Raw genomic sequence first — 25,475 nt, forward strand, 5'->3', positions numbered from 1 at the left:
CGCGTGGCGGGCCAGATGCTGGCCGCACGCTTTCACGCCGAGATCTGCTCCGTGCACATGGCCAAGAACATTCCAACGACACTGCCCGGCACCCCGCCTCCCGAAGCCGCCCAGACCTTGCTTGCGCTGCTCCACGCCCAGGGCGAGGTTGCCCGCCTGAGCGAGCGCGAGCAGCTGTTCAGCTCGCTGCTCGACAGCGTCAACGCGGTGCTATGGGCCTTCGACTGGGAAACCCGTCAGGTGCTGTACGTCAGCCCCGCCTACGAACGCATCTTCGGCCGCCCGGCCAGCCTGGTGCTGGCTGATTACAACGAGTGGCGCGACAGCATCTACCCCGACGACCTCGAGTTCGCCGAGCGCAGCCTGGCCCAGGTACTGCTCAAGGGCTCGGTGGAAGACCGCGAGTACCGCATCCTCAATGCCGACGGCCAGCTACGCTGGCTGAGCGACAAGTGCTACATCAACCAGCAACGCGATGGCGACCGGGTGATCATCGTTGGCATCGCCGAAGACATCACCGAGAAGAAGCAGCTCGAAGGTGAACTGCAGCGCCTGGCCACCACCGACGTGCTGACCCAGAGCAGCAACCGCCGGCACTTTTTCGAATGCGCCCAGCAAGCCTTCGACAGCGCCCGCGAAGACGGTACGCCACTGGCCTTCCTGCTGCTGGACATCGACGACTTCAAACGCATCAACGACAGCTACGGTCACCAGGAAGGCGACCAGGTGTTGCAGCAGATCGCCGACAGCGGCAAGGCCGTGCTACGCCGAGGTGACCTGTTCGGGCGCATTGGTGGCGAAGAGTTCGCGGCAGTGTTCCCCGGCTGTAGTGCCCAGGTCGCGGAGCAGATTGCCGAGCGCTTGCAGCGGCAGATCCAGCGGCTGAGCTTCAGCCATGGTGAGCAGACCTACGGGGTGACGGTGAGCCAGGGGGTGACCGGGCTGACTGACGAGGATGTGGCGCTGGACAGCCTGTATGCCCGGGCCGATGCGGCGATGTACCAGGCCAAGCGCCAGGGCAAGAACCAGATCGTCCGCGGCTGAGCCTTTGGGGGGGCTTTGCCCCCCTATCGCGACACAAGGCCGCTCCTACAGGCAACCGCGTACCCGTGTAGGAGCGGCCTTGTGTCGCGATGGGCCGCAAAGCGGCCCCAAGATCTCAGCCCGAAACTTCACCCTCAGCTAAAGGCGGTTCTTCCTGCTGCGGTTTCACCTCAGGGTTCTCCACCTTACGCAACCGCCTCAGTTCCGGCAGGCCAAGCTTGAGCAGCCGCGCAGTCTTGCTGCTGGCCACCTTCTCCAGCCCCTGCTCGGCCGGCAGCCGCGACAACTGCCCGGCCAGGTTCATGGCCAGGATCTCCCGCGAATACACCCCACCGCCCAGCTGGTAGATCGCCGCGATCAACTCGCGCAACCCCAGCGGCAACCGCCAGCGCGTACGCAGCGCCGAACCGAACGCCGCCCCGAACTCATTGAGCGACAGCTGCACCTGGTCCTCATCCAGCTCGCCCCCGGCCAGCCGCCATTCCTGCAGGCAGCGCAGCACCGCCAGGTCGCCCAGGCAATGCAGCAACCCCGCGCAATAACAACGCCCTTCGTCCAGCTCGAGCATGCGTGCCAAGGTGCGGCCATATTCGGCAGCGTGCAGCGACAACTCCCAGTAACGGGCCGCATGCTCCGCCAGCAGCGGGTCGCTGAGGCGCGCACTGCGCTTGAGGGTCATGCCCAGGATCAGGTTCATGCTCTGGGTGCTGCCAAGCTTGTTCAAGGCCTGCAGCAACGTCTGCACCGGTGCTTCGCGGTGCAGCGCTGCGCTGTTGGCCGCAGCGATCAGCACGGCGGTGATTTGCGGGTCGCCCTGCACTTCCTCTTCGAGCACTCTCAGGTTCAGGCCCTGGGGGTTGAGCGCGCGCTTGATCGCCACCTGCACATCGGCCAACAGCGGCCCACCATCGGCGGTAGCGCGACGCTGTTCGAGGTAGGCCGGCAGGCTGGCACCAGCCTGCAAGGCTGGCACCGGGCAGGCGATCTCTTCGCCAACCGCCAGCAGCAGCTCTTCCAGGCGCTTGCGCAGGGTGTCCAGGTTCAGCGGCTTGCTCAGGTAGGCCGTGGGGTGCAAGGGCAGTGCTTCGCGCACACTGGCACTGTCGCTGCGGTTGCTCATGAGAATGAACGGCAACCCCGAACCTTTGGCGCGCACCTTGCGCAACAAGTCGAGGCCATCGACACCGGCGAGTTCGCGCGCGGCAATGATCAGGTCGGGTTTGCTGGACAGCGCGCTCAAGGCCTGCGAGCCGTCGGCGCAGACCTGCAGCCGGGCATCACAGCGCACGCTCAACAGCATTTCGCTGAGCATGTCGCGTACCCAGGGGTCGCCCTCGACAATCAGTACACTTGGTGGGGTGGGGTCTGCAGCGTTCATCGCCAACTCCTGAATAGCCCTGACACACAGTCCGTCGCAGCTTCCTGAGCAAATCCTCCGACAACGATAGCGCCCCACGGCTTTCCTGGGCACAAAAAAAAACCCGCCGAAGCGGGTTTTTTCTGAAGCACGTCACATCAGGCGATTTCAGCGAAGCACTCTTCGATGATAGCCAGGCCTTTGTCCAGCAGAGCGTCTTCGGCGGTCAGCGGAACCAGGATACGCAGGACGTTGCCGTAGGTGCCGCAGGACAGCAGGATCAGGCCCTTCTCGCGCGCCTTGGCGACAACCTGGCCAACGGCAGCAGCGTTCGGGGTGTGAGTGCCTTTCTCGAAGACTTCGACAGCGATCATCGAGCCCAGACCACGGACGTCGCCGATGATCGGGTACTTCTTCTGGATTTCGCGCAGGCCAGCGGTCAGGCGCTCACCCACAGCTTTGCTGCGATCCAGCAGTTTCTCTTCTTCGAACACTTCGATCACGGCCAGGGCCGCGGCGCAAGCGATCGGCGAACCGGCGTAGGTGCCGCCCAGGCCGCCAGGAGCGATGGCGTCCATGTACTCGGCCTTGCCGCACACACCGGCCAGCGGGAAGCCGCCAGCGATGGATTTGGCGAAGGTGGTCAGGTCAGGCGCAACGCCCATCTGTTCCATGGCGAAGAAGGTGCCGGTACGGCCAGCGCCGGTCTGTACTTCGTCGGCGATCAGCAGGATGCCGTGCTGGTCGCACAGGGCGCGCAGGCGCTTCATCAGCTCTTTCGGCGCTGGCAGGAAGCCGCCTTCGCCTTGTACCGGCTCGAGGATGATCGCGGCGATGTCGCGCGGCTCGGCGTCGTTCTTGAAGATGCGCTCGACCGAGGCGATGGCGTCGTCAACGCTGATGCCGTGCAGTTCGCTCGGGAACAGGGCGCGGAAGATGCCACCTGGCATCAGGCCCATGCCAGCGGAGTACGGCACGACCTTGCCGGTCAGGCCCAGGGTCATCATGGTACGGCCGTGGTAGCCGCCGGTGAAGGCGATGACGCCAGCGCGGCCAGTGGCGGCACGGGCGATCTTGACGGCGTTTTCAACGGCTTCGGAGCCGGTGGTGACCAGCAGGGTCTTCTTGTCGAAGTCGCCTGGGACCAGCTTGTTGATCTTTTCGCACAGCTCTACATAAGGTTCGTAGGCCAGCACCTGGAAGCAGGTGTGGCTGACCTTGGTCAGCTGCTCTTGCACGGCCGCAACCACTTTCGGGTGCAGGTGGCCGGTGTTCAGTACTGCGATGCCGCCGGCGAAGTCGATCAGTTCGCGGCCTTCAACGTCGATCACGGTCGAGTTCTTCGCGGTATCGACGAAGATCGGGTGGATCTGGCCAACGCCACGTGGGACGGCGGCGACACGACGTTGCATCAAGGATTCGTTGGTCTTGCTCATAATGCCCTCATTGCGCCGGTCTGGAGTGGCGCTTTTATTCGGGGGTGGCTGGGAGTGCTCGCGAACAGTATTCGTTGATCGACTGCCGTGAACGCCCTGGCCACCAGGTACTGCGATGTAAAAAAGGCCAGCGAGACGTCGCTCTCGCGCCCCGCTGGCAGAGGTAAAGCCGTTACCGTGCTATCAGACGCTGATGCACAGGTATTTGATTTCGAGGTAGTCCTCGATACCGTACTTGGAACCTTCGCGGCCCAGGCCCGAAGCCTTGATGCCACCGAACGGTGCCACTTCGTTGGAGATCAGTCCGGTGTTGATACCTACCATGCCGTATTCCAGGGCTTCGGCAACACGGAACACACGGCTCATGTCGCGGGCGTAGAAGTACGAGGCCAGGCCGAACTCGGTGTCGTTGGACATGGCGATGACTTCGGCCTCGTCCTTGAAGCGGAACAGCGGCGCCAGCGGGCCGAAGGTCTCTTCCTTGGCGACGGCAGCGGTCTTCGGTACGTCGACCAGAATGGTCGGCTCGAAGAAGTTGCCTTCGATGATCTTGCCACCGGACAGTACCTTGGCGCCTTTGCCAACGGCGTCTTCGATGTGTTCCTGGACCTTGGCGACAGCCTTGCCGTCGATCAGCGGGCCAGTGGTGGTGCCTTCTTCCAGGCCGTTACCGATCTTCAGCTTGGCAACAGCGGCGGCCAGCTTCTGGGCGAACGCGTCGTAGACGCCGTCCTGCACGTAGATACGGTTGGCGCAGACGCAGGTCTGGCCGTTGTTGCGGTACTTGGAGATGATCGCGCCCTCGACCGCCTTGTCCAGGTCGGCGTCGTCGAACACGATGAACGGGGCGTTGCCACCCAGCTCCAGGGAAACCTTCTTGATGTCCTTGGCGCATTCTTCCATCAGCTGGCGACCGATTTCGGTCGAGCCGGTGAAGGACAGCTTGCGGACCAGGGAGTTGCCGGTCAGTTCACCGCCAACTTCGCCAGCGCTGCCGGTAACCACGCTCAGCACGCCAGCCGGGATGCCGGCACGGTGGGCCAGCTCGACCAGGGCCAGGGCGGAGTACGGGGTCTGCGAGGCAGGCTTGAGCACCATGGTGCAGCCAGCGGCCAGGGCCGGGCCGGCTTTACGGGTGATCATGGCGGCCGGGAAGTTCCACGGGGTGATGGCCGCGGTAACGCCGATTGGCTGCTTGATGACGATCAGGCGCTTGTCTGGCTGGTGGCCCGGGATGGTGTCACCGTAGACGCGCTTGGCTTCTTCGGCGAACCACTCGATGAACGAGGCAGCGTAGGCGATTTCGCCCTTGGCTTCGGCCAGCGGCTTGCCTTGTTCGGTGGTCATCAGGCGAGCCAGGTCGTCCTGGTTCTCGATCATCAGTTCGAACCAGCGACGCAGCTTGGCCGAACGCTCCTTGGCGGTCAGGGCACGCCAGGCCGGCAGGGCCTTGTCGGCGGCTTCGATGGCGCGGCGGGTTTCCGCGGTGCCCATCTTCGGCACGGTACCGATGACTTCACCAGTGGCCGGGTTGGTGACCTTGATGGTCTGGCCGTTGTCCGCATCCAGCCACTCACCATTGATGTAGGCTTGCTGGCGGAACAACTGAGCGTCTTTGAGCTGCATGTCGGCTTCCCGAATTGTTGATTGTTGAAAAGCGCCCAAGGCAGGGCATCGAGCGTTTGAAATCTCAAACGAATGCTAAGCGGCTGCTGGGGTGTTGGACAATAGGCTGTTCGAAAAAAAGAACGAATGGTTGAACACCCTGGCGGAAATTTCACATTTCTGTGCCGTAGCAACCGGCCCTATCGCCGGCAAGCCAGCTCCCACAGGGACCCCACAAAATTCAGCATCTGTGGGGTCCCTGTGGGAGCTGGCTTGCCGGCGATAGGGCCAGTACAGGTTAGACGAACGAGCTAAAGGAAATGTGATGGGAGGACCGACGGCCCTCCCGGAAGGGATGGGTCAGAAGGCCTTGGCCAGGTCGATCACCAGGGCCCGGTAACCCACGCTGCCCGGCTGCCGGCTGTGCACCTTCAGTTCCACCAGCACCTCCTGGGTCCCGCGCCGCACCTCGTTGAGCACGGTGGTGGTCAGTTTCTCCGGGGTCAGGAAGTTCACCGACGCCGAGTAGATGAACTGGGTGTCGGTCTCCGGCCGGTAGGCCACCACCGAGGTCACCGGGCTGTACCACTCGTCACCGCGCTCCTTGCCATATTCCCACACCTGTTCGACCGTGCCCTTGGCCTCGTCGATGCGGTACTCCACCGCCCGGCTGTAGTTGCCGGTCAGCCTGGTCGGCGCAAAGTCGCGGCCCCAGCCGTTGTCGAACACGGTCAGTGTGCCTTTGCCGGTCAGCCAGGCGGTGTGCTGGGTCCAGGACCAGTCGAAGCCTTCGCTCGCCACAGGCTTCAGCACTTTCTCGCGCAGACGCTCAGGCCAGCCTTGAGGCGAGGCGAGAATCCACTTCACCTGCTTGTCGCGGCCGATCTTCACCACGCCCTGGTGCCGTGCTGAAACGATGATGCTGTCGTCATCGGCGTCGTAGTCGATGGCATTGACGTGCGCCCAGTTACGCCCGGTGCCCACCCCCGGGGTGTCACCAAAGGGCAGGTCACCCTCGGCCAGTTCGTTGGCCAGCCGCTCGTCCTGTTTCTGCACCCCGGCCGGCAACTGGATGGCTGCCTTGCCCAGGGTTTCCAGCAGGTCGCCACGGTACGGGTCGAGGATCTGGTTGAGGTCCCAGAAGTCCAGCACATCACCGGCCTCGTCGACCTCGATGATGTGGTCGCGGATCGAGCGCACGCGCTTGCCGTCGGGCCGGCGATAGTCGCTGGTGCCCACCCGCAGCAGGTAGGTGCCATTGGCGGTCTCGCGGATTTCATGGGAGAAGTCGGCGAACTTGTCGGGCAGGCTGCGCTGCCAGATGCGCCGGCCCAGCAGGTCGTACTTGGAGTAGGTCTGGCCCTGGCCCCAGATCAGCTTGCCGTCGCGGGTCTGCTGGAAGCCCATGGTGCCGCCCAGGCCATCGCGGCGGTTGGAGTCGTGGATCTGCTCGATGTCCAGGTACCAGCGCACGTCGCCATTGCTGTCGGCGATCCAGTTGTTGCCCACCTGGTCCCATTCCGCCGCACCGCCGAGGGCATTCCACTTGAAGGCGCGCCCGCCCGGGATGTCCCCCTGCAGATGGTTGAACAGGTACAGGCGCTTTTCAAAACCTGGCGCTACTTTGACCGGCTGCACTTCAGGCAAGGCAGCGGTCTGCCTGGCCACCACAGGCAGGCGCACGGCCGGGGCGTAGATCTGGTACTGCTCGCGGATGCGCTCGCCGTCGAGCTTGTAGGTCACTTCCACCTGGTTGACGTGATCCGGGTACAGGCCGAATACCGGGATGCCGCCATAGGTCCACAACGAACGGTCGGACACCTCGTAGGCGATGTCCACACCACGCTCGCCCCGCCCCAGCACGCGCACGTGCGCGGCACTCAGGCTGCGCCCACCATCGCGAATGATCGCGGTCAGCGGCGCCAGGCGATACGGGTTGACCACCACGTCGCCGAGCAGCGCCTCGTCACGTTCGGGAACCTTGGCGGTCAGGCAGGCGCCTTCAGGCAATGCAGGGGTTTCGGTCTTGGCATTCATGGCATAGCTCCTTGTGCTCAGAAGTCGTAACGGGCGGTGGCGCCGAAAGTGCGCGGGGTACCGAGCACGCCGGCATAGCCACCGTTGGCGGAGTTCCACAGGCTGGTGAAGTAGGTCTTGTCACCGGCGTTCTTCACCCACAGCGACAGGTCGACCACGCCGTCGCCCTGGTCCAGGCGCACACCGGCGGAAAGGTTGACCAGCGCGTAGCTGGGGATCTGGCCGAAATCGGAATCGTCGATGGTGCCCACCGCCTTGGAGCGGAAGGCGTAGCTGGCGGTGACGTAGGGTTCGATGTGCTCGCTGGCCTGCCACTTGTACTGGGTGTTGAGGTTGGCGATGTACTTGGAGGCGCCGACCACCTGGTGGCCGGACAAATCGCAGGTGGCAGTGGCATTGGCCAGGCTCACTTCCGGCGGGCATGGGGCGTCCTTGTACTCGGTGTAGCGCACGTCGTTCCACGAGCCGTTGAAGTTGACCGTGAGGCCGCGCAGCGGCAGTGCCGTGGCTTCGAACTCCAGGCCACGCGAGCGCACGCGGCCGGCGTTGGCCAGGTACTGCACGCGGTTGATCTGGTCGTAGACGTTGGCCTGGTAGCCATGCACTTCGGCCCAGAACAGGTTGGTATTGAGTTGCAGGCGGTCGTCGAACAGCGAGCTTTTCAAGCCGAGTTCGGCGTTGTTGACCCGCTCGGTGCCGACCAGCAGCGAATCGGTGCCCAGCCGTGGCGCAGCGCCAACGGTAAGGTTGATGCCGCCAGACTTCTCGCCGTGGGTCAGGGTGGCGTAGCCCAGCAATTGCTCGTTGAAGCGGTAGCTCAGGCCCAGCAGGCCAGAGGGGCTGAAGCTGTACTGGTTGAGGTCGCCTGAATCGTAGGCGCCTACCCGGCCCTGGCGTGCTGCTGCGGCGGCCCCGGTTACTGCCGCACCGCCGGTTGGTGCATCGCGGGTCACCCAGGCGCTCTTTTCTTCATAGGTGCCGCGAACGCCGGCGGTGAAGTCCAGGCGGTCGGTGATGTGCCAGGTGCCCTGGGCAAACAGCGCGTAGCTGTCCGTGTCGATGTGCCCGTTGCCAATGGTGTCGACGTTGGCCAGGGCGCCGGCCGGGGTGAGGTTCCAGATGTCCGCCTGCGGCCCGTAGAAAGTGAAGGATTTGTTGTCCAGGTCCTGCTTGAAGTAGTACGCGCCCAGCACGTAGTCGAAGGCACCACCGGTGGGCGAAGCCAGGCGGATTTCCTGCGAGTACTGCTTGTCGCGCACCGACACCCCGGCGCTGTAGAACACCGGCACGTTGAGGCCGTCGTCGTTGCGCGGAGTGAAGTCCCACCAGCGGTAGGCGGTGATCGAGGTCAGGGTGAAGTCGTTGGGCAGGGTCCAGTTGGCCTCCACCGAGGTACCGCCCTGGAACACCGTCACCTGCTGGTCGGCGTCGAAGTTCACCTTGCGGTGCTTGCCCGACACCAACGTCGCGCCGGCCTGGGCGGCCAGGCTTTCGTAGCGGTTGACGCCATTGATGGTAGGGCCGGTGCTGTACAGGCTGAGGATGCCGTTGTCGGAGTCTTCTTCGTTGTATTCGCCGATCCAGCGCAGGTTGAAGGTTTCGCTCGGTTTGAACAGCAGCTGGGTACGAAAACCTTGGCGCTTGCCGCCGTTGAGGTCGTCGCCGTTGTGGATGTTCTTCACATAGCCGTCGTCTTCGGTGCGATAGGCGCTGATGCGCCCGGCCAGTGTGTCGCTGATCGGCCCCGAGAAGCTGCCTTGGGTTTGCAGGTAACCGTCTTCACCAAACGACTGCTGGATGCTGCCCTCGCGGTGGAAGGTGGGCTTGCGCGTGGTGATGTTGAGCACGCCAGCGGTGGTGTTCTTGCCGAACAGCGTACCTTGCGGGCCGCGCAGCACCTCCAGTTGCTCCACGTCCAGCAGGTCGAACACCGCCATGCCGGGGCGGCCGAGGTAGACGTTGTCCAGGTAGATGCCGACGCTGCCTTCCAGGCCATCACTGGCGGGGTTGTTGCCCAGGCCACGGATCGAAATGCTCGACTGGCGGGCATGAACGTAGGCGACGTTGGTGCTGGGTACCAGTTGCTGCAGGTCTTGCACGCGGTAGATGCGTTGGCTTTCCAGGGTTTCGCTGTCGAGCACGCTGATCGGCGTGGGCACGCTTTGCGCGGTTTCTTCGCGGCGGCGGGCATTGACCGTGACGGTGCCGAGCTTGGCCTCCTGCTCCACCGCCGGGGTGGCACTGACCGGCTCTTCGGCGAAGCTGGCAGAGGACGCCGCCAGCAGCACGCCGGCAGCCAAGGGTTGCAAGGTGAAACGCGACGCGCGCGCAGGCCAACGGGAAACTCCGGACATGCAAATGCTCCTTGAGGCATGGGCCCTGGCGAGCATTTCCGTTGGCGGAACCGAATCGCGGTCAGTCGGGCTTATATTCTTTTAGGTGATATAAATATTTGTAATTCATATTTTGTGGAATAAGTGACTCCCTTTATAAGGGGGCTAACCCTTGTCAGCAATTGCATTCGACCGAAAGTTTCAATGTAAAAAATGCATATCGATCTCCGTCAGCTGCGCCACTACATTGCCCTTGTCGAGCACCGCAGCTTCGTTGCTGCGGCGGCTGCGGTGAACCTGTCGCAATCAGCGTTCAGCCGCAGCATCCAGACCCTCGAGCACAACATCGGCTGCCGCCTGGTGGACCGCGCCAGCAAGGAGCTGGCGCCGACTCGCCAGGGCCTGCTGGTGCTGGAGCATTCGCGGCGGCTGGTGCATGGGGCGCACAACCTGGTCAACGAGATCCACCAGTTCAACGGTGCCACTACCGGCGTGGTGCGCTTCGGCTCCGGCCCGGCGCCGGCAGGGGGTTTGGTACCGCGGGCGGTGGCACGCTTCGTCGCCGAATACCCCGCGGCGCGTACCTGCTTCCAGGTGGACAACTGGCAGGCGCTGAACCGCAAGCTGGTTGCCGAGGAGATCGAGTTCTTCGTCGCCGACACCCGCCAGTTCGAGTCCGACCCGGACTACCAGGTGCACAAGCTGACGCCGCAGCGCTGGCATTTCTGCTGCCGCGTCGGGCACCCGTTGACCGAGCGCGAGAACGTGCGGGCGCGTGACCTGTTCGACTACCCCCTGGCCACCACCTTCCGCCCGCCGAACATCCGCAAGATCCTCAGCGACCTCAGCGGGCGGCAGGATTTTCTGCCGACGGTGGAGTGCGAGCATGGCTATGCACTGCTGAATGTGGTGATGCATTCCGACACCATCGGCATTGCCTGCAATGCCAACTTGCGGCCGTATCAGCGTGACGGGGGATTGGTGGCATTGCAGCTGGCCGACCTGACGGTGGAGCAGGAAGAAGCGTTCTATACCCGTTATGGGGTGGTGAGCCGGGTGGGGTATGGGCTATCGCCGTTGGCTCAGGGGCTGGTCAGGCAGTTGATTGCCTGCGATACCGAGTTGTAGCTGGCGGGGGCCTTGCCCCCGTTTCGCGACACAAGGCCGCTCCTACAAGGGTATGCGATCGCCTGTAGGAGCGGCCTTGTGTCGCGAAAGGGCCGCCAAGCGGCCCCGGCGATATCAGCCTTTACGCGTAGTGCGGCTGAGTTGCCCATCCACCCCGACCGGCACCTCACCCGCCAGGGTCACCCGCCGCACCACCCGCGGTTGGGTCCCGTAATCATCCACCGCATAATGCTGCGTCGCGCGGTTATCCCAGATGGCCACGTCCCCCGCCTGCCAGCGCCAGCGAACAGTGTTCTCCAGGCGCGTCACATGCCCTTGCAGCACCGCGAACAGGTGTTGCGAATCCGCCAGCGAATAACCTTTGATGCGCTTCACGAAATGCCCCAGCTGCAGCACCCGCTCGCCACTGATCGGGTGCACGCGCACCACCGGGTGCTCGGTCTCGTACACCGTCGAGGTGAACACTTTGCGATAGCGCTCCAGCTTGGCGGGGTCCACATCGGGCTTCACGCTGGCGTAGTCGTATTCGTTGCTGTGCACCGCCCATAGCTTGTCGGCCAGCTCGCGCAGCGGCTCGGGCAGCTCCTGGTAGGCCGTGGCGGTGTTGGCCCACACGGTGTCACCACCGGATGCCGGCGCCACCACGCTGCGCAGGATCGAGGCCTTGGGGTAGGCGTCGACGAAGGTCACGTCGGTGTGCCAGGAGTTGGCCCGCTGGCCTTCGGCACCATCGAGCTGCAACAGGTAGCTTGTGCCATCCACCACCGGCACGGTGGGGTGGGCGACCGGCTCGCCGAGCAACTTGGCGAAGGCTTCCTGGCTTTGGTCATCCAGGTGGGTCTGGCCACGGAAGAAGATCACCTTGTGCTTCACCAGCGCGGCCTGGATGGCGTCGAGGGTGGCGGCATCAAGGTCGGCGGACAATTGCACCCCGCGAATTTCGGCACCGATGCGGCCGGCAACCGGGTGGATGTCGAGTTCGAGGGTTTGTGGCGCGGTGGCCAGGGCGGCGTTGCTCATGGTCGTGTCCTTGCGGTCATTGTCGGGTTATCGGGTTCAGCGGGCGGCCTGCACGGCCTGCTTCTGTTGCAGGGCGGCATCGAGGAAGCGTGGTTCGATCCAGTCGGCCACCTGGAAGCCACGACGGATCAGGCGCTCCTTGGCAGCCAGGTCCACACCCTGTTGCAACTGGCCGACGAATTCGGCGTCCAGCCGTGGATCGAAGTAATGGGCCAGGTCTTCCTTGGCCAGGTCGTCGTTGAGGATGCTGCGCGGCCAATTAGCATTGCTGGCCACCAGCTCGACATAGGCCTCGCGGTTGTGTTCGTCGCGCAGCCAGGCGCTGGCCTGTTGCTGGGCATTGACCAGGCGCTGCACCAGCTCGGGGTATTTGCGGATGAAATCGCCAGTGCCCAGCAGCACCGCCTGGGTACTGCCGGCACCTTCCAGGTCACGCGAGTTGACCGGTAGCTCGACCAGCCCGCGCTCGCGCAGCGACAGCAGGTTGGACAGGCCCCAGGTGGCGTCGATCTGCTTGGCGGCCAGCGCGGCATTGGCGGCGTTGAAGTCCAGGTTGATCACCTTCAGGTCGCGCTCGCTAAGCCCCTGACTGGCCAGGGCGCTGGCGAACGACAGCTGGTTGGCGGTGCCACGGAACACCGCCACGCGCTTGCCTTTGAGGTCGTGCAGGGTCTTGATGCCGGAACCGGGCACCACGCCCAGGTAGCTCTTCACCCCACGTACCCCCGCCGACAGCACGCGGGTATCCAGGCCATTGGCCTTGCCGACGATGGCGGCCAGGTCGCCGAGGTAGGCGAAATCGGCCTGGCCGTTGGCCAACGCTTCGTTCACCACCGGCCCGGCGCCCTTGAAGAAGTGCCAGTCGATGCGAATGTTGTCCTTGGCGAATTCCTTCTCCAGCAGTTGCTGGTCACGCAGCACGTCGACCACGCCACCGGCGCTGGGCTTGCTGCCCGCGCTGAGGTCGGGCACGGCGATGCGGATGCTTGCTGGCTTGGCCGGTTCAGCTGCGTGGGCGCTGAGGGTGAAGGCCAGCCCAAGGGCGGTGATCAGGTGGCGCAGCGGGGTTTTCATGGCAAGGCTCCTTGGCAGGCTGCCACCGGCGATGGCCGGCGCTTTGGCCAGAAGCTAGGCAGGTCTGGTTAGAACCTACAAAGATCAAAACTTCATTCTTCAGTAACTGAAAGGCATAAATCAGGCGGCATGCGGGCCTGCGGCTGGCTTGCGGAAAACGCATGGAAATTATGAGGAAAACGCAACGGCGAGGGGCTTCCGTATGCATGAAGCGCATGCTCTTATCTCTTGAAAGTCATTTTTTAGAATTTTTAATTCCATAAATGAATAATCTAACAACGCTTCGAGAGATGGCCGATGAATGGAATTCTGAGCAGAGGTCGGGGATGGTTCCGGGGGTCGCTGCGCGACCCTTTCGCGACGCAAGGCCGCTCCCACAAGGATCGCGCCCGCTTGTTGCCCTGGGTCTTGCCTGTGTTGGTTGCACTGCTGTGGGTGGTGGCCAGCCGGGAGCACTGGATGAGCGAGCAGATTCTGCCGGCGCCAGCATTGGTGTGGCAGAGCGCGGTGGAGTTTGGCTCCGGCGAGCTGTGGGGGCACCTGTGGATAAGCTTGCAGCGGTTGTTCTGGGGGCTGGCGGTCGGCATCGGCAGCGGGTTGCTGCTGGGGGTCTGGCTGGGTGCTTCGCGGCGGGCGCAGACGCTGGTGCTGCCGACCTTCGTGGCGCTGGCACAGATTCCTACCCTGGCCTGGATCCCGTTGTTCATGCTGTTCTTCGGGATCGGCGAGTTGCTCAAGCTGGTGGTGCTGGTGAAAGCCGTGGTGGTCCCCGTTACCTTGCACACGCTGGTCGGTGTACGCGATGCCCAGCCCAAGCTGCGAGAGGCCGCTGCGGTGCTGCGCCTGCCTCGCCATCTAATGTTCCTGCGCCTGCTGCTTCCGGCTGCCCTGCCCGCCTTCCTCACCGGCGTACGCCTGGCCCTGGCCACCGGCTGGACCTCGCTACTGGCGGTCGAACTGCTGGCCTCCAGCGAAGGGATTGGCTACCTGATGGTGTGGGGACGGCAGCTGTTCATGCTCGACCTGGTGCTGCTGTGCATCCTGGTGATCGGCCTGGTCGGCGCACTGCTGGAGCGCGGCTTCTCGGCCCTGGAAAAGCGCCTGCTGTACTGGCCGCAAGCGGCCACAGGGGAGCAGCACCGTGGCCCCGTGCCGCGGGGTTGGCAAAGCCTGCTGCTGCCACTGGCGCTGTTGGCCCTGTGGCAGGCCAGCAGCAGCTTTGGCTGGGTCGACAGCAACATCCTGACCTCGCCACTTGAAGTGTTGCGCACCCTGCTGACCGGCCTGGCCGATGGTTCGCTGCCGCAAGCCTTGCTGCTGAGCCTGCAGCGCGCTTTGGCCGGCTTGCTGCTGGGCGGTAGCGCTGGCCTGCTGGTCGGTTTGCTGTTGGGGCTTTCGGCCAATGCCGAACGTATCTTCGGGCCCAGCCTGTCGGCCTTGCGTCAGGTGGCGCTGTTTGCCTGGGTGCCGCTGCTCACAGCCTGGTTCGGCCTGGGTGAAGGGGCCAAGCAGGTATTCGTCGGCATGGCTGCGTTCTTCCCGTTGCTGATCGCCACCCAGCGCGGTATCGCCAGCCTCTCGCCGCAGCTGGGTGAAGCCGCGCGCACCCTGCGCCTGAACCTGTGGCAACGCCTGCGCCTGCTGGTGCTGCCCGGCGCAGCCCCGGCCATTTTTGCCGGCCTGCGCCTGTCGCTGATCTACGCCTGGCTGGGCACCATCGGTGCCGAATACTTCATGCCCTCGGACGGTGGCATCGCCAGCCTGATGATCGGCGCCCAGCAACTGTTCCGCATGGACCAGGTAATGGCCGCCATGCTGCTGATCGGCCTGGTAGGCGCCCTGCTCGGCACCCTTGGACAACGCCTCGAATCGCGCGCCACGCGCTGGAGAACCGCATGAACGCCTTCAATACCTCGCACCTGCACGCGGCCAACCAGCCCGACGTCACCCCGCCCCTGGTCAGCTTCGAGGGGGTCGGCAAAGTGTTCAGCGTCGATGGCCAGCCGCTGGAAGCCATCCGCAACTTCAACCTGTCGATCAACCAGGGTGAGTTCATCGCCATCGTTGGTGCTTCCGGCTGTGGCAAATCCACCCTGCTGCGCCTGCTGGTAGGGCTGGATACCGACTACAGCGGCAACATCCGTGTGGACGGCCACACTGTCAGCGGCATTGGTAGCGAACGCGGCATCGTGTTTCAGGAACACCGGCTGTTCCCCTGGCTGAGCGTGGAACAGAACATTGCCCTGGGCCTGGTCAACGAGCCGCTCACCCAGGGTGAGCGCGCGCGGCGGGTACACGAATTCGTGCAACTGGTGGGGCTGGTCGGCTTCGAGTCGGCCTACCCACACCAGCTGTCCGGCGGCATGGCCCAGCGCGTGGCGATCGCCCGAGGCCTGGTAGCCAGCCCGCGTATCCTGCTGCTCGACGAACCGTTCGGCGCGCTGGATGCGCTGACCCGCCAGCAACTGCAGGACGAGCTGCTGGCCATTCGCGAACGTGCCGGCATCACAACGCTGCTGGTCACCCATGACGCCGAGGAGGCCACCTACCTGGCCGACCGGGTGGTGGTTCTGGAGCCGCGCCCGGGGCGGATCAAGTCGGTGGTGGAGATCGACCTGCCACACCCACGGTTGCGTACGGGCGTGGCACTTCACGAGCTGCGGGAGAAGGTGCTGCACCAGATCACCGGGGATGGCGGCTACCTGACGCCGCCGGTGCGCCGGGTCGAAGGGCTGAGGCCGGAGCTGATTGCGCTCTGAGCCTGTGGGAACGGGCCCGTACTCATAGAAATGCCCATGACTCACTGAATTAGCAGGGCCCCTGTGGGAGCGGCTTTAGCCGCGAACACCGGCGCAGCCGGTGCCATGCACCGAGTTGGATTCTTCGCGGCTAAAGCCGCTCCCACAGGGTACGCGGACCGCTTGAGAATTCAGGTCTCACCGGGCACTGAGGTCACGCAGGTAAGCCCAAGGGTAGATACCCCGCTCATGACCATCGCTGAACACCAGCTGCACGCCATATCCTTGCGGCTCGATTTGCACCACGCGCACATCGTCGCGAACCAGGCTGATGCTCCCCTGCAGCCGTGCCGCTCGGCATTGTGAACAGGGGCAAGCACCGCGCAGGCGGGCATGGCTGAGGCTGTGTTCGCCGTCTTGCCATTGCAGCACCAGTTGCCCGGGCCCGCGCATGTTGCGAATAGCTTGCGGGGCGTTCATCAGGAGGCCCCGCGCAGTTGCGCCATGGCGATCCGCACAGCCTTGCGCACCTCGGGGTCGCTATCGGCCTCGGCGGCCTGCAGCACCGGCAAGGCACGCGCCTGGCCCAGCTCACCCAGGGCCAGAGCCGCCTCCTTGCGCAGGTTGGCAATGCCGTGGCCGAGCAACTCGCCAAGCGCGTCCAGGGCCGCAGCATGACGCAGCCGCCCCAGGGACCGCGCCGCACGCAGACGGACTTGCCAGAAGTCATCGGCAAGGGCATTTACCAGTGCCGGGCCTGCTGGGGCCAGGCCCACTTTGCCTAGCGTGGTGGCGGCTTCTTCGCGCACTTGCCAGGCCTTGTCAGCCAATGCAGCCACCAATGCTGGCACCACCGCGCTGTCGCGGGCGAGGCCCAGCGCACCAATGGCCGCGCGCCGCACCTCGGTGTCCGGCTCGTCTGCGGCAAGCTTTGCCAATGCTGGCAATGCCGGCTGGTGCTTGAGCCAGCCAAGAATACCCACTGCCTCACGCCGGACCGCGGCGTCGCCATCGGCCAGGGCCAGCAGTGCAGGCTCTGCAGCATCTTCCAGGCGCAGCTCGCGCAAGGCACGCAGGGCGCTTGCACGGACGAACGCATCGGCATGCTTGACCCATGGCAGGATCAGCTGACCGGTTTCAAGGCTCTTGAGTTCGCTGAGGCTCTGGGCGGCAGCCAGCCGTACCGGCTCGGCAGCATCGGCCAGCGCAGCGCACAGGGCCTGCACAACTTCGGGTTCTTCCCAGGCCTCGAGCAGGCGCGCGGCCTCGGCACGCACCTCGTCGGCGGCATCCACCAGCAGTGCATCGGTGAGCCATGGCAAGCCATCCGGGTCTTCCAGGTCGGCCAGTTCGATCAGGGCGATGCGGCGCACGCCTGCATCAGCGGCACCAAGGCGAGGCAGAAGAGCAAGGATGTCGGGGTTGTCAGTCGTTCGTTCAGTCATAGCGCGATCCGTAGCGGTGGGTGCTCAGTGTCCGGCAGGCCCAGCGGGGTCAGGCGCGGGAGTTCGCGGCCTTCCTCGTGACGGAGCAAGGCCAGACAGTGACGCTTGAGGTGAGTGAATTCAGGGCTGGTCAGCAGGCTGGCGCGGCGTGGGCGCGGAAACTCCAGGTGCAGGTCTTCGATAAAGCGGCCAGGTCGCGGGCTCATCACCAGGATACGGTCGGCCAGGAACAGCGCCTCGTCGATATCGTGGGTGACGAACACCACGGTGGTGCGGATGCTTGCCCAGATATCCAGCAACAGCTCCTGCATGCGTGCACGGGTTTGCGCATCCAGGGCACCGAAGGGTTCGTCCATCAGCAAGAGGCGCGGGCGGTTGATCAGCACCCGGGCAATCTCGGCCCGTTGCTGCATACCGCCGGACAACTGACTGGGCCAGCGCCCGGCAAAGTCGGCCAGCCCCACCAGTTGCAGCATTTCACGAGCCTGCCGGCGACGTTCGGCGCGGCTCTGGCCCTGCATCTTCAGGCCGAAGGCCACGTTGTCGAGCACGCTACGCCAAGGCAGCAAGGTGTGGTGCTGAAACACCATGCCACGCTGCGGTGACGGCCCGGCAACGGTCTGGCCATCCACGCTCAACTGGCCGCTGCTGGGCACCAGGTGCCCGGCCAGGGCGCCAAGCAACGTCGACTTGCCACAACCGGAGGGGCCAAGGATGCAGACGAACTCGCCTGGCTCTACGGCAAAGTCCAGACGCTGCACCGCCTCGAATGCTTCGCTGCCGTGCCCCAGTCGAATCGACAGGCCACGCCCGTCGATACGCCCTGGTGCTGGTTGATAACTGTTCATCAGCTGGCCCTCCGCGTGCGGTACCAAGGCGTGGCCAATTCCCCAAGGCGCTTGACCAGGGCGCTGCTGCCCATGCCCAGCACGCCGATCAGCAGCATGCCGACAATGATGTCCGGGTAGTTTTGCAAGGTGTACGACTCCCAGGTGTAGTAGCCGATACCGAACTGTCCGGAAATCATCTCGGCGGTGACCAGGCAGAACCATGAAGTCCCCATGCCGATAGCCAGGCCAGTGACGATGCTTGGCAGCGCTCCAGGCAACACCACTTCGCGCAGGATCGACCAACGCTCTGCACCGAGGCTGCGCGCCGACGCCACCAGGCGCGGGTCGATGGCCTCGACGCCGTGCACGGTGTTCAGCAGGATCGGGAACAGCGCGCCAGTGAACGTTATGAACACCATCGACAGTTCCGACGATGGGAACATCAGGATCGCCAGCGGGATCCACGCCACCGCCGGAATCGGCCGCAGCACTTCGAGTGGTGGCAGCAGGGTGTCCTCGGCCCATTTCGAGCGGCCGATCAACAACCCCAGGGCCACGCCAATCAGCGCCGCGGCGCCATAACCGGCAAAAACCCGCGACAGGCTGCTGCCCAGGTGCGCCAGCAGGGTGCTGGAGGTCAGCAACTGCCAGGCAGCTTCCAGTACCGCCTTCGGTGTGGGGACATAGGTGAACGTCAGCAGCCCGAGGTCCAGCTTCACGCTCGCCGCGACCTGCCAGAACAGCAGGCAGGCCAGCAGCGAAGCCAGGCGCACCGGCCAGCGCTTGAGGTTGCAGGTCATGTCGGTGCCTCCCGGTCAGCGCTGGGCGACCAGCTTCTGGTTGGCGCTGACGAAGTCCAGCGCTTCACCGCCATGGGCCTTGGCATACTGCTCGGCCTGGTCCTTGAGCAGGAACGCCGCCAGTTCACCCTTGGCGTTACGCACGAACCAGGCCTGGTTCGCCAGCAACTTGATTCCGCTGTCGGCGGCCTGGGCGTAGATGGCGCGGATGTCCTTGCCCTCCTGCTCCAACTGGGCCAAGGCGCCAAGCGCGGCCTCCGGCGAAGCGTAGTGGCGGACCTTGCCTTCACCGCGCACCCAGATCTGTGCCAGGCGGCTGAAGTCAGTGATCGGTTTGCCTGTTAGCGCGTCATTGGCCTTGAGTGGCTGCGGATCATAGTCTTTCAGCGCCTTGTCGTAGTCCAGGCCAGCCTCCTTGAAGGCCGCACGGATGTACTGGTCGTCGATGAACTTGTCGGTGTCGAGGCCGCGGTCGGTCTTTTTAAGCAGCTTGAGCGTATCGATGGAGGTTGCGACTGCCTGACGGTATTCAGGCTTCCATGTCAGGTCGCGGGTCTGCAGGCCGAGCGGGCCGTGGAACAGGTAATTGACCTCGGCCTCGATGCCGGTGACTTTCTCGATCAACTCGCTGTACTTCTCAGGTTCCGCAGCGATCAGCCGATCGGCTTCGAGGCTGGCGCGCAGGTAGGCAGTGACCACTTCGGGGTATTTCTTCGCATAATCGGCATCGACCAAAGCGCCATGGAAGGTCGGTGCGTTGGCTTGGGCGCCGTCATAGATCTTGCGGGCGAAGCCGCGGTTGGGGAACAGTTCGGCGAACGGCACGAAGTCGGCATGGGCTTCGATGCGGTTGCTACGCAGGGCGGAACCGGCGATTTCCGGCGCCTGGGCGATGATTCGCACATCCTTCTGCGGGTCCCAGCCCTGGGCTGCTACGGCACGCAGCAGCATGCCGTGGGCGGTGGAGGCGAACGGCACGGAAATGGTCCTGCCCTTGAGTTCAGCCAGCGACTGCACGCTGGACGCCGCCGGTACGACGATGCCATTGCCGCTGCCGTGCACGCTGCCCGACAGCACGCTTATGAACAGGCTGCGCTTGCCGGCATCCAGGTGAGCAACACCGTTGAACGACCCGGGGAAGTCGGCCATTGCACCGAAGTCGAGTTTGCCAGCGACCATTTCATTGGTCAGTGGCGCACCGCTGGTGAAGTTCTTCCACTCCACCTGATACTTGGCATCTTTGTATTTGCCGTCATGCGGCAGGTACTTGTCCAGCAGGCCAAGCTCGCGTATCAGCAGGCCACCAGTGGCGCAGTTGATGGTGGTGTCCTGGGTGCCAATGGCGATGCGGATGGTTTCGGCGCTGGCATTCAGGCCAGTGAGCGCCAGCGCGAGGCCGGCCACGGTTGCAACAAGGCGCATGGGTGTTTCCCCTCGAGTCGTTATAAGAGTTGGGTCGTCTCCGCCGCCCGGCTTGGGTGGTGGGAAACGAGGGGCACAGCAGGAGGGCGTCCGGTGGTGCGCCGGATGGCGGGATGAATCAGCGCAGCAGGTACGGGATGTCGACCTTCACCGCACCCGTGGGGCAGTCCTTTTCGCAGGGCATGCAGTACCAGCATTCGTCGAAGGCCATGTAGGCCTTCTGCGTGGCCGGGTTGATCGCCAGCAGGTCCATGGGGCAAACCTCCACGCAGACGGTGCAGCCTTTTTCGGCGATGCACTTGTCTTCGTCGATGGTGACGGGGGCGCTGCTGCGGAAGAAGATTTCTTGCGGCTGGTAGGCCATTTCACGGAGTCCTCGGGGCCTGCGGCCCTCGTTCTTCGAAGTGTTCACAGGACACAACGTCGCCTAGGCTGCATCGGCCTTTACCCGCAGCTGGTCGTAGGCGGTCTGCTCTTCTGCGTCCAACGCAATCAGGTAAGGCTCGACCGCTTTCCTGAAACTGGTCATTTCACCGTTCTCGCCCTTTTTCAGATGGCAATGGCAGAACCACTCGCCATCATTGCGCTCAGGGAAGTCCACCCGGTGGTGGTACAGCCCCCAGCGGCTTTCCTCGCGGAACAGCGAGGCCCGCGCCGCCATCTCGGCGCAATCTCGAATCACCGAAACTTCCATCGCACGCATCAGTTCGTGAGGGTTGCTGGCCTTCATCTGGTCCAGGTCACGTTCGATCTCGGCAAAGCGCGCCAGGCCGATTTCCATCTTTTTGGTCACCTTCGGCGGCTGCAGGTAATCGTTGACCATGCGTCGGAGCTTGTACTCGACCTGCGCTGGCGGCAGGCCATGCTGACGCTGCAGCGGGGCAAACACCCGCGCGCGCTCGCGCTCGACCTGTTCGGCATCGACCTCGGCGAATTCGCGCCCGGTCACGTAATGCGCAGCGTTCACACCGGCAAACCAGCCATAGGTGAAGGCCCCGAGCATGTAGTTGTGCGGCACCGCTGCCATATCGCCCGCGGCATACAGCCCTTTGACGCTGGTCTCGGCCTTTTCATTGACCCACACCCCCGACGCCGAATGCCCCGAGCAGAAACCGATCTCCGAGATATGCATCTCGACCATGTGCTGGCGATAATCGGTGCCACGCCCGGCGTGGAACTGGCCACGACTGGGGCGCTCGTTGCTGTGCAAGATCTCTTCGATGTTCTGGATGGTTTCCTCGGCCAAATGATCGAGCTTGAGGAACACCGGGCCATTGCCGCCCTCGAGTTCCTGATGGAACTCCCACATCATCTGGCCGCTCCAGTAGTCGCACTCGATAAAGCGCTCACCCTTGCTGTTGGCGGTATATCCACCCAGTGGGCCGGTGACGTAGGCACAGGCCGGCCCATTGTAGTCCTTGATCAGCGGGTTGATCTGGAAGCACTCGAGGTTGGCCAGTTCGGCACCTGCATGGTAGGCCATGGCGTAGCCATCACCGGCGTTGGTCGGGTTCTCGTAGGTGCCCATCAGATAACCCGACGACGGCAGGCCCAGGCGCCCGGCCGCGCCGCAGGCAAGGATCACCGCCTTGGCCCGCACCACGCGAAACTCGCCGCTACGGCAATCGAAACCCAGCACGCCAGCGGCCGCGCCTTCACCATCGAGTAGCACACGGGTGCAGACCATACGGTTGCTGATTTCGACCCGGGCACGCTTGAGCTGACGGTACAGCACCTTCTTGATGTCGTGGCCTTCGGGCATGGGCAGCACGTAGGCACCCATGTGGTGAACCTTTTTCACCGCGTAGTCGCCGGTCTCGTCCTTCTCGAACTTCACCCCCCAGCGGTCGAGTTGCTCGATGGTTTCGAAGCTGTGGGTAGCGTAGGCATGCACCGTGGCCTGGTTGACGATGCCGTCATTGGCCACGGTGATTTCCTTGGTGTACTGCTCGGGGGTGGCGTGGCCTGGGATGATCGCGTTGTTCAGGCCATCCATGCCCATGCTGATGGCACCGCTGCGCTTGACGTTGGCCTTGTCCAGCAGCAGCACGCGCAGGTTTTTGTCCTGCTCCTTGGCCTTGATCGCCGCCATCGGCCCGGCGGTACCGCCACCGATGACGATGATGTCGTAGTCCTGGGTCTGGATGCTCATGCCTTGCTCCCCTTCTGGCGGTCGATGCGCAGGCGGTACTGGAAAGCATCGCCGCGGTAGTAAAGGTGTTCGAAGTCCAGTGGCGTACCGTCGGCGGCATGGGTCAGGCGCTCGATGCGCATGATCGGCGAGCCTTCTTCAACATCCAGGGCCTGGGTCAGGTCGCTGTCGGCCAGCACGGCATCGATGGCCAGATCGGCGTGGCCAAGGGCAATGCCGCAGTCGTTTTCCAGGAGCAGGAAAATGTCGCGGGTGACAAGGTCGGCCTTTTCCAGTTTTTCGCCGACGGCCTTGGGCAACCAGGTCAGCTCCAGCGACACCGGCTCGCGGTTGATCAACCGCACCCGGCGGATCTCGGTGACCAGGCTGCCCTCCTCGACCTGCAGCCGCGCGGCCACCAATGCATTGGCTGGCACATGGCGGAAACTGCGCAGGCGGTTGATCACCTCGTAACCCATTTGCGTCATCGACTCGCCCAACCCTTGCAGGGTACTGACGTTCTGGAAAGCCTTGGGCTTGGCTACGAAGGTGCCCTTGCCATGAATCTTGAAAATCAGCCCTTCCTTCTGCAGGTCGCCCAGCGCCTGGCGCACGGTGATGCGGCTGACGTCGAAAGCCTTGCCCAGTTCGCTTTCCGAGGGCATGCGGCTATGCGATGGATAAGTGCCGTCGAGGATGCGCTCGCGCAGCAATTCCTTGAGCTGGGTGTAAAGCGGTACCGGGGACAGGGGGAGCAGTTCGGCCATGGGGTCTCTTCGCTGATCGAATACTTGTTATAACAAGTTGTGACCAGAGAATAGAGGGCATAATAACTGCTGTGGAAATATCGATATCGCATATGGATAGATGCGTTTGTGATTGCTGCTGTCGGCAGCTCTCGGCGAAAGGTAAAAACGGCTACAGATCAAGGCGATGGACGCCATCGGATCAGATGGGTATCATGCGTGCGCGTTGCACTCGTAGCTCAGCTGGATAGAGTACTGCCCTCCGAAGGCAGGGGTCGTGGGTTCGAATCCCGCCGAGTGCGCCATATCAAAAAGCCCTGGGCCTGTGCCCGGGGCTTTTTCGTTTGTGCGACATGTCGCGTTTCTGGCACTCCCGTGCCACGGGTCATTGGTGTTAGCGTGGGCGTCTTCCCGTTTCCCGACGGGTAACCCACAACAATGATTGGCGAAGGAATGCGCACAACCATGCACCTGAAAAAACTTACCGCCACCACCCTGCTGCTGGCCAGCATCGGCCTGTTCACCCAACCGGCACAGGCCAACCTTACCCAGCAGCAGTCCGCGGCCATCGTCAAAGCCTTCGACGGCAGCGACCCAAGCGACTTCAAGCAGTTCCTCGGCAAGCTCAAAGGCAGCGACCTGGCCAAGGCCGACAACCTCGCGGCAACCCTGGATGCCTACCTGGCCGGCAAGCCACTGGCCGCCGAGCAGCAGAACGAGATCAACCGCCTGCTCGGCCTGTATACCCGCATCAAGTACGGCAAGGCTGCCAGCGAAACCCTGCGTGAACTGGTGGCCATCCCCACCTTCAACGTCGAAGGCACGCCGCAGCACGAGAACCCCGAGTTCCTCAGGATCGCCGACAAGATCAAGGCCCTGGCCGACAGCTTCGGCCTGGCTTTCCGCAATATCGACAACCGGGTGTACGAGATTTCGCTGGGCAGCGACAAGGAAGTGGTCGGCATCCATGCCCACGCCGACGTAGTGCCGGTCAACCCGGACAACTGGAAGCTGGCCGATGGCACGCGCCTGGACCCGTTCAAGGTCACCCTGGTCGGTGACCGCATGTACGGCCGCGGCACCGAAGACGACAAGAACGGCATTGTCGTGGCGATGTACGCGCTTAAAGTGGCCAAGGACGAGAACCTGCCGCTAGCTCGCCAGTTCAAGCTGCTGATCGACACCACTGAAGAAACCAGCGGTGATGCCATCCCCTACTACTTCGAGCGCAACCCCACGCCCGACTACAACCTGGCCCTCGATGGCGGCTACCCGGTGGTCATCGCCGAGAAAGGCTACGGCACGATCATGGCCAGCTTCAGCAAGCGCCAGGCCAGTGGCAAGGGTGCCGAGATCGTCAACCTGACCGGCGGCCTGGCCACCAACCAGATCCCGACTACCTCGGTCGCGACCCTGGTCACCGACAACCCGGCGAAGCTGGCCAGCCAGCTGGAAAAAGCCGGCGCCGATTACGTGAAGCGCAATGGCGGCGACTTCAGCATCGCCGCCAAGGCCGATGGCAAGCAGGTGTTGCTCACCGTGACCGGCGTTTCCGCCCACTCTTCGGAGCCGGAGTCCGGGGTCAACCCGGTGGCGCGCATGCTTGGTTTCATCAACGGCCTGGGCAAGGATGTGCCGCTCAAGCACAACCACTTCACCGATGCCGCCCGCTATGCCGCCGACAACTGGGGCCTGGACTACCTGGGCAACAAGCTCGGCGTGGCCTTCAAGGATTCGTTCATGGGCCCGCTGACCGCCTCGCTGACCTTTGTCGGGGTGGATGAAAAAGGCCTGAAACTGGCGGTGAACCTGCGCATTCCGAAAGGCAAGCCAATTGCCACGATCAAGGACGAACTGGCTGACAAGCTGGGCAAATGGACCCGTCAGAGCCATACCTCCGTGGCCTTCGACTACAGCCTGGACGAGCCCATGTACCGCAACCCCGAAGGCGAATGGGTCAAGGCCTTGCTTGACGTGGCCACCGAGAACCTGGGCATGAAGCACGAGTTCGGTACCTCGGCGGGCGCCACCTCGGTACACGACTTGCCTAACGGCGTACAGTTCGGCCTGGCCATGCCGGATGTGAAGTACACCGGGCACAACGACAACGAGTTCAAGACCGTTGAGCAGTTCATGCTGGACTTGCAGGTGGTGAGCGAGATGGTGGCGCGGATCGGGCAGATGCCAAAGCTCTGAGCCAACTTTACCGGCCTCTTCGCGGCTAAAGCCGCTTGTGTCTTGATGAGGGATTAAAATCTGGAGTGAGAGCGGTGAATGACAAGCTGAATGCCGCAGGTGCCATGAGCACGAGTGGGAGCACAAGCTGTCA

The 25,475-nt window shown here is 63.7% G+C and carries 20 protein-coding genes and 1 tRNA gene; 6 read left to right on the forward strand and 15 right to left on the reverse strand.

What is annotated here, in order from left to right:
• The first annotated feature begins 15 nt into the window (after nt 1-15).
• On the forward strand, nt 16-1,044 hold the full coding sequence (locus CAG46_RS19440) for a sensor domain-containing diguanylate cyclase (RefSeq protein WP_039614264.1): 1,029 nt from the start codon (nt 16-18) through the stop codon (nt 1,042-1,044).
• A gap of 115 nt (nt 1,045-1,159) precedes the next feature.
• Here CAG46_RS19440 and CAG46_RS19445 read toward each other — a convergent pair whose 3' ends face one another.
• The 5 genes from CAG46_RS19445 to CAG46_RS19465 form a co-directional block, all read right to left on the reverse strand.
• The gene (locus CAG46_RS19445) at nt 1,160-2,422 is read right to left on the reverse strand and encodes a response regulator (protein ID WP_025337307.1); all 1,263 of its coding nucleotides are present in this window, start codon (nt 2,420-2,422) and stop codon (nt 1,160-1,162) included.
• A gap of 137 nt (nt 2,423-2,559) precedes the next feature.
• Nucleotides 2,560-3,837: a 4-aminobutyrate--2-oxoglutarate transaminase gene (gene gabT / locus CAG46_RS19450; RefSeq protein ID WP_003255866.1), complete on the reverse strand. Its 1,278-nt coding sequence runs from the start codon at nt 3,835-3,837 to the stop codon at nt 2,560-2,562.
• Between the two features lie 183 nt (nt 3,838-4,020).
• Complete coding sequence (gene gabD, locus CAG46_RS19455) at nt 4,021-5,463, reverse strand: NADP-dependent succinate-semialdehyde dehydrogenase (protein ID WP_015268576.1); 1,443 nt, start codon at nt 5,461-5,463, stop codon at nt 4,021-4,023.
• Nucleotides 5,464-5,802: 339 nt separating this feature from the next.
• On the reverse strand, nt 5,803-7,479 hold the full coding sequence (locus tag CAG46_RS19460; protein WP_085618370.1) for an aryl-sulfate sulfotransferase: 1,677 nt from the start codon (nt 7,477-7,479) through the stop codon (nt 5,803-5,805).
• A 17-nt stretch (nt 7,480-7,496) separates the two neighbouring features.
• A complete protein-coding gene (locus CAG46_RS19465) occupies nt 7,497-9,869 on the reverse strand; it encodes a TonB-dependent receptor (RefSeq protein WP_371858052.1) in 2,373 nt (790 codons plus the stop codon).
• A 156-nt stretch (nt 9,870-10,025) separates the two neighbouring features.
• Between CAG46_RS19465 and CAG46_RS19470 the strand changes: the two genes are divergently transcribed.
• The gene (locus tag CAG46_RS19470) at nt 10,026-10,940 is read left to right on the forward strand and encodes a LysR family transcriptional regulator (RefSeq protein ID WP_085618373.1); all 915 of its coding nucleotides are present in this window, start codon (nt 10,026-10,028) and stop codon (nt 10,938-10,940) included.
• A 114-nt stretch (nt 10,941-11,054) separates the two neighbouring features.
• Here CAG46_RS19470 and CAG46_RS19475 read toward each other — a convergent pair whose 3' ends face one another.
• Nucleotides 11,055-11,960 (reverse strand): TauD/TfdA family dioxygenase, encoded by a 906-nt coding sequence (locus CAG46_RS19475; RefSeq protein WP_025337303.1) that lies wholly within the window; start codon nt 11,958-11,960, stop codon nt 11,055-11,057.
• Between the two features lie 36 nt (nt 11,961-11,996).
• Nucleotides 11,997-13,034: an ABC transporter substrate-binding protein gene (locus CAG46_RS19480; RefSeq protein ID WP_085618375.1), complete on the reverse strand. Its 1,038-nt coding sequence runs from the start codon at nt 13,032-13,034 to the stop codon at nt 11,997-11,999.
• Between the two features lie 297 nt (nt 13,035-13,331).
• Here CAG46_RS19480 and CAG46_RS19485 point away from each other — a divergent pair, with 297 nt between their 5' ends.
• A complete protein-coding gene (locus CAG46_RS19485) occupies nt 13,332-14,933 on the forward strand; it encodes an ABC transporter permease (RefSeq protein WP_256575104.1) in 1,602 nt (533 codons plus the stop codon).
• Nucleotides 14,930-15,793 carry an ABC transporter ATP-binding protein gene (locus CAG46_RS19490; protein ID WP_025337300.1) on the forward strand — a complete coding sequence of 288 codons (864 nt, stop codon included), beginning with the start codon at nt 14,930-14,932 and terminating at the stop codon, nt 15,791-15,793. Before CAG46_RS19485 ends, CAG46_RS19490 begins: the two co-directional genes overlap by 4 nt.
• Before the next feature lie 177 nt (nt 15,794-15,970).
• On the opposite strand, the gene CAG46_RS19495 is transcribed toward CAG46_RS19490, so the two are convergent.
• The 8 genes from CAG46_RS19495 to CAG46_RS19530 all read right to left on the reverse strand — a co-directional run bounded on the left by CAG46_RS19495 (nt 15,971) and on the right by CAG46_RS19530 (nt 23,167).
• A complete protein-coding gene (locus CAG46_RS19495) occupies nt 15,971-16,252 on the reverse strand; it encodes a gamma-butyrobetaine hydroxylase-like domain-containing protein (RefSeq protein WP_025337299.1) in 282 nt (93 codons plus the stop codon).
• Complete coding sequence (locus CAG46_RS19500; protein WP_085618377.1) at nt 16,252-17,217, reverse strand: HEAT repeat domain-containing protein; 966 nt, start codon at nt 17,215-17,217, stop codon at nt 16,252-16,254. Before CAG46_RS19500 ends, CAG46_RS19495 begins: the two co-directional genes overlap by 1 nt.
• Entirely contained in the window at nt 17,214-18,065 is an 852-nt protein-coding gene (locus CAG46_RS19505; protein WP_085618380.1) for an ABC transporter ATP-binding protein, read from the reverse strand. Before CAG46_RS19505 ends, CAG46_RS19500 begins: the two co-directional genes overlap by 4 nt.
• The gene (locus CAG46_RS19510; protein WP_015268565.1) at nt 18,065-18,847 is read right to left on the reverse strand and encodes an ABC transporter permease; all 783 of its coding nucleotides are present in this window, start codon (nt 18,845-18,847) and stop codon (nt 18,065-18,067) included. The genes CAG46_RS19505 and CAG46_RS19510 overlap by 1 nt, the downstream gene beginning before the upstream one ends.
• A gap of 15 nt (nt 18,848-18,862) precedes the next feature.
• Complete coding sequence (locus CAG46_RS19515; protein ID WP_075044297.1) at nt 18,863-20,269, reverse strand: ABC transporter substrate-binding protein; 1,407 nt, start codon at nt 20,267-20,269, stop codon at nt 18,863-18,865.
• A 118-nt stretch (nt 20,270-20,387) separates the two neighbouring features.
• On the reverse strand, nt 20,388-20,633 hold the full coding sequence (locus CAG46_RS19520) for a ferredoxin family protein (protein WP_008096634.1): 246 nt from the start codon (nt 20,631-20,633) through the stop codon (nt 20,388-20,390).
• Between the two features lie 63 nt (nt 20,634-20,696).
• On the reverse strand, nt 20,697-22,421 hold the full coding sequence (locus tag CAG46_RS19525) for a fumarate reductase/succinate dehydrogenase flavoprotein subunit (protein ID WP_075044296.1): 1,725 nt from the start codon (nt 22,419-22,421) through the stop codon (nt 20,697-20,699).
• A complete protein-coding gene (locus CAG46_RS19530) occupies nt 22,418-23,167 on the reverse strand; it encodes a GntR family transcriptional regulator (protein ID WP_015268562.1) in 750 nt (249 codons plus the stop codon). The genes CAG46_RS19525 and CAG46_RS19530 overlap by 4 nt, the downstream gene beginning before the upstream one ends.
• 207 nt (nt 23,168-23,374) lie before the next feature.
• Between CAG46_RS19530 and CAG46_RS19535 the strand changes: the two genes are divergently transcribed.
• Together CAG46_RS19535 and CAG46_RS19540 are read left to right on the forward strand one after the other, a co-directional pair.
• Nucleotides 23,375-23,451 (forward strand) — tRNA-Arg (locus tag CAG46_RS19535).
• Nucleotides 23,452-23,611: 160 nt separating this feature from the next.
• Nucleotides 23,612-25,342, forward strand: a complete 1,731-nt coding sequence (locus CAG46_RS19540) for a dipeptidase (protein ID WP_085618383.1) — start codon at nt 23,612-23,614, stop codon at nt 25,340-25,342.
• Nucleotides 25,343-25,475 lie beyond the last annotated feature (133 nt).

Origin of the sequence: Pseudomonas sp. B23(2017) (assembly GCF_002113725.1) — a bacterium.
Classification (GTDB): Bacteria; Pseudomonadota; Gammaproteobacteria; order Pseudomonadales; family Pseudomonadaceae; genus Aquipseudomonas; species Aquipseudomonas putida_Z.

Bases quoted from the DNA above. Each gene is read 5' to 3' on its own strand.
- CAG46_RS19440 (WP_039614264.1), top strand. From the start codon at position 16: ATGCTGGCCGCACGCTTTCACGCCGAGATCTGCTCCGTGCACATGGCC.
- CAG46_RS19445 (WP_025337307.1), bottom strand. From the start codon at position 2,422: ATGAACGCTGCAGACCCCACCCCACCAAGTGTACTGATTGTCGAGGGC.
- gabT (WP_003255866.1), bottom strand. From the start codon at position 3,837: ATGAGCAAGACCAACGAATCCTTGATGCAACGTCGTGTCGCCGCCGTC.
- gabD (WP_015268576.1), bottom strand. From the start codon at position 5,463: ATGCAGCTCAAAGACGCTCAGTTGTTCCGCCAGCAAGCCTACATCAAT.
- CAG46_RS19460 (WP_085618370.1), bottom strand. From the start codon at position 7,479: ATGAATGCCAAGACCGAAACCCCTGCATTGCCTGAAGGCGCCTGCCTG.
- CAG46_RS19465 (WP_371858052.1), bottom strand. From the start codon at position 9,869: ATGCTCGCCAGGGCCCATGCCTCAAGGAGCATTTGCATGTCCGGAGTT.
- CAG46_RS19470 (WP_085618373.1), top strand. From the start codon at position 10,026: ATGCATATCGATCTCCGTCAGCTGCGCCACTACATTGCCCTTGTCGAG.
- CAG46_RS19475 (WP_025337303.1), bottom strand. From the start codon at position 11,960: ATGAGCAACGCCGCCCTGGCCACCGCGCCACAAACCCTCGAACTCGAC.
- CAG46_RS19480 (WP_085618375.1), bottom strand. From the start codon at position 13,034: ATGAAAACCCCGCTGCGCCACCTGATCACCGCCCTTGGGCTGGCCTTC.
- CAG46_RS19485 (WP_256575104.1), top strand. From the start codon at position 13,332: ATGAATGGAATTCTGAGCAGAGGTCGGGGATGGTTCCGGGGGTCGCTG.
- CAG46_RS19490 (WP_025337300.1), top strand. From the start codon at position 14,930: ATGAACGCCTTCAATACCTCGCACCTGCACGCGGCCAACCAGCCCGAC.
- CAG46_RS19495 (WP_025337299.1), bottom strand. From the start codon at position 16,252: ATGAACGCCCCGCAAGCTATTCGCAACATGCGCGGGCCCGGGCAACTG.
- CAG46_RS19500 (WP_085618377.1), bottom strand. From the start codon at position 17,217: ATGACTGAACGAACGACTGACAACCCCGACATCCTTGCTCTTCTGCCT.
- CAG46_RS19505 (WP_085618380.1), bottom strand. From the start codon at position 18,065: ATGAACAGTTATCAACCAGCACCAGGGCGTATCGACGGGCGTGGCCTG.
- CAG46_RS19510 (WP_015268565.1), bottom strand. From the start codon at position 18,847: ATGACCTGCAACCTCAAGCGCTGGCCGGTGCGCCTGGCTTCGCTGCTG.
- CAG46_RS19515 (WP_075044297.1), bottom strand. From the start codon at position 20,269: ATGCGCCTTGTTGCAACCGTGGCCGGCCTCGCGCTGGCGCTCACTGGC.
- CAG46_RS19520 (WP_008096634.1), bottom strand. From the start codon at position 20,633: ATGGCCTACCAGCCGCAAGAAATCTTCTTCCGCAGCAGCGCCCCCGTC.
- CAG46_RS19525 (WP_075044296.1), bottom strand. From the start codon at position 22,421: ATGAGCATCCAGACCCAGGACTACGACATCATCGTCATCGGTGGCGGT.
- CAG46_RS19530 (WP_015268562.1), bottom strand. From the start codon at position 23,167: ATGGCCGAACTGCTCCCCCTGTCCCCGGTACCGCTTTACACCCAGCTC.
- CAG46_RS19540 (WP_085618383.1), top strand. From the start codon at position 23,612: ATGCACCTGAAAAAACTTACCGCCACCACCCTGCTGCTGGCCAGCATC.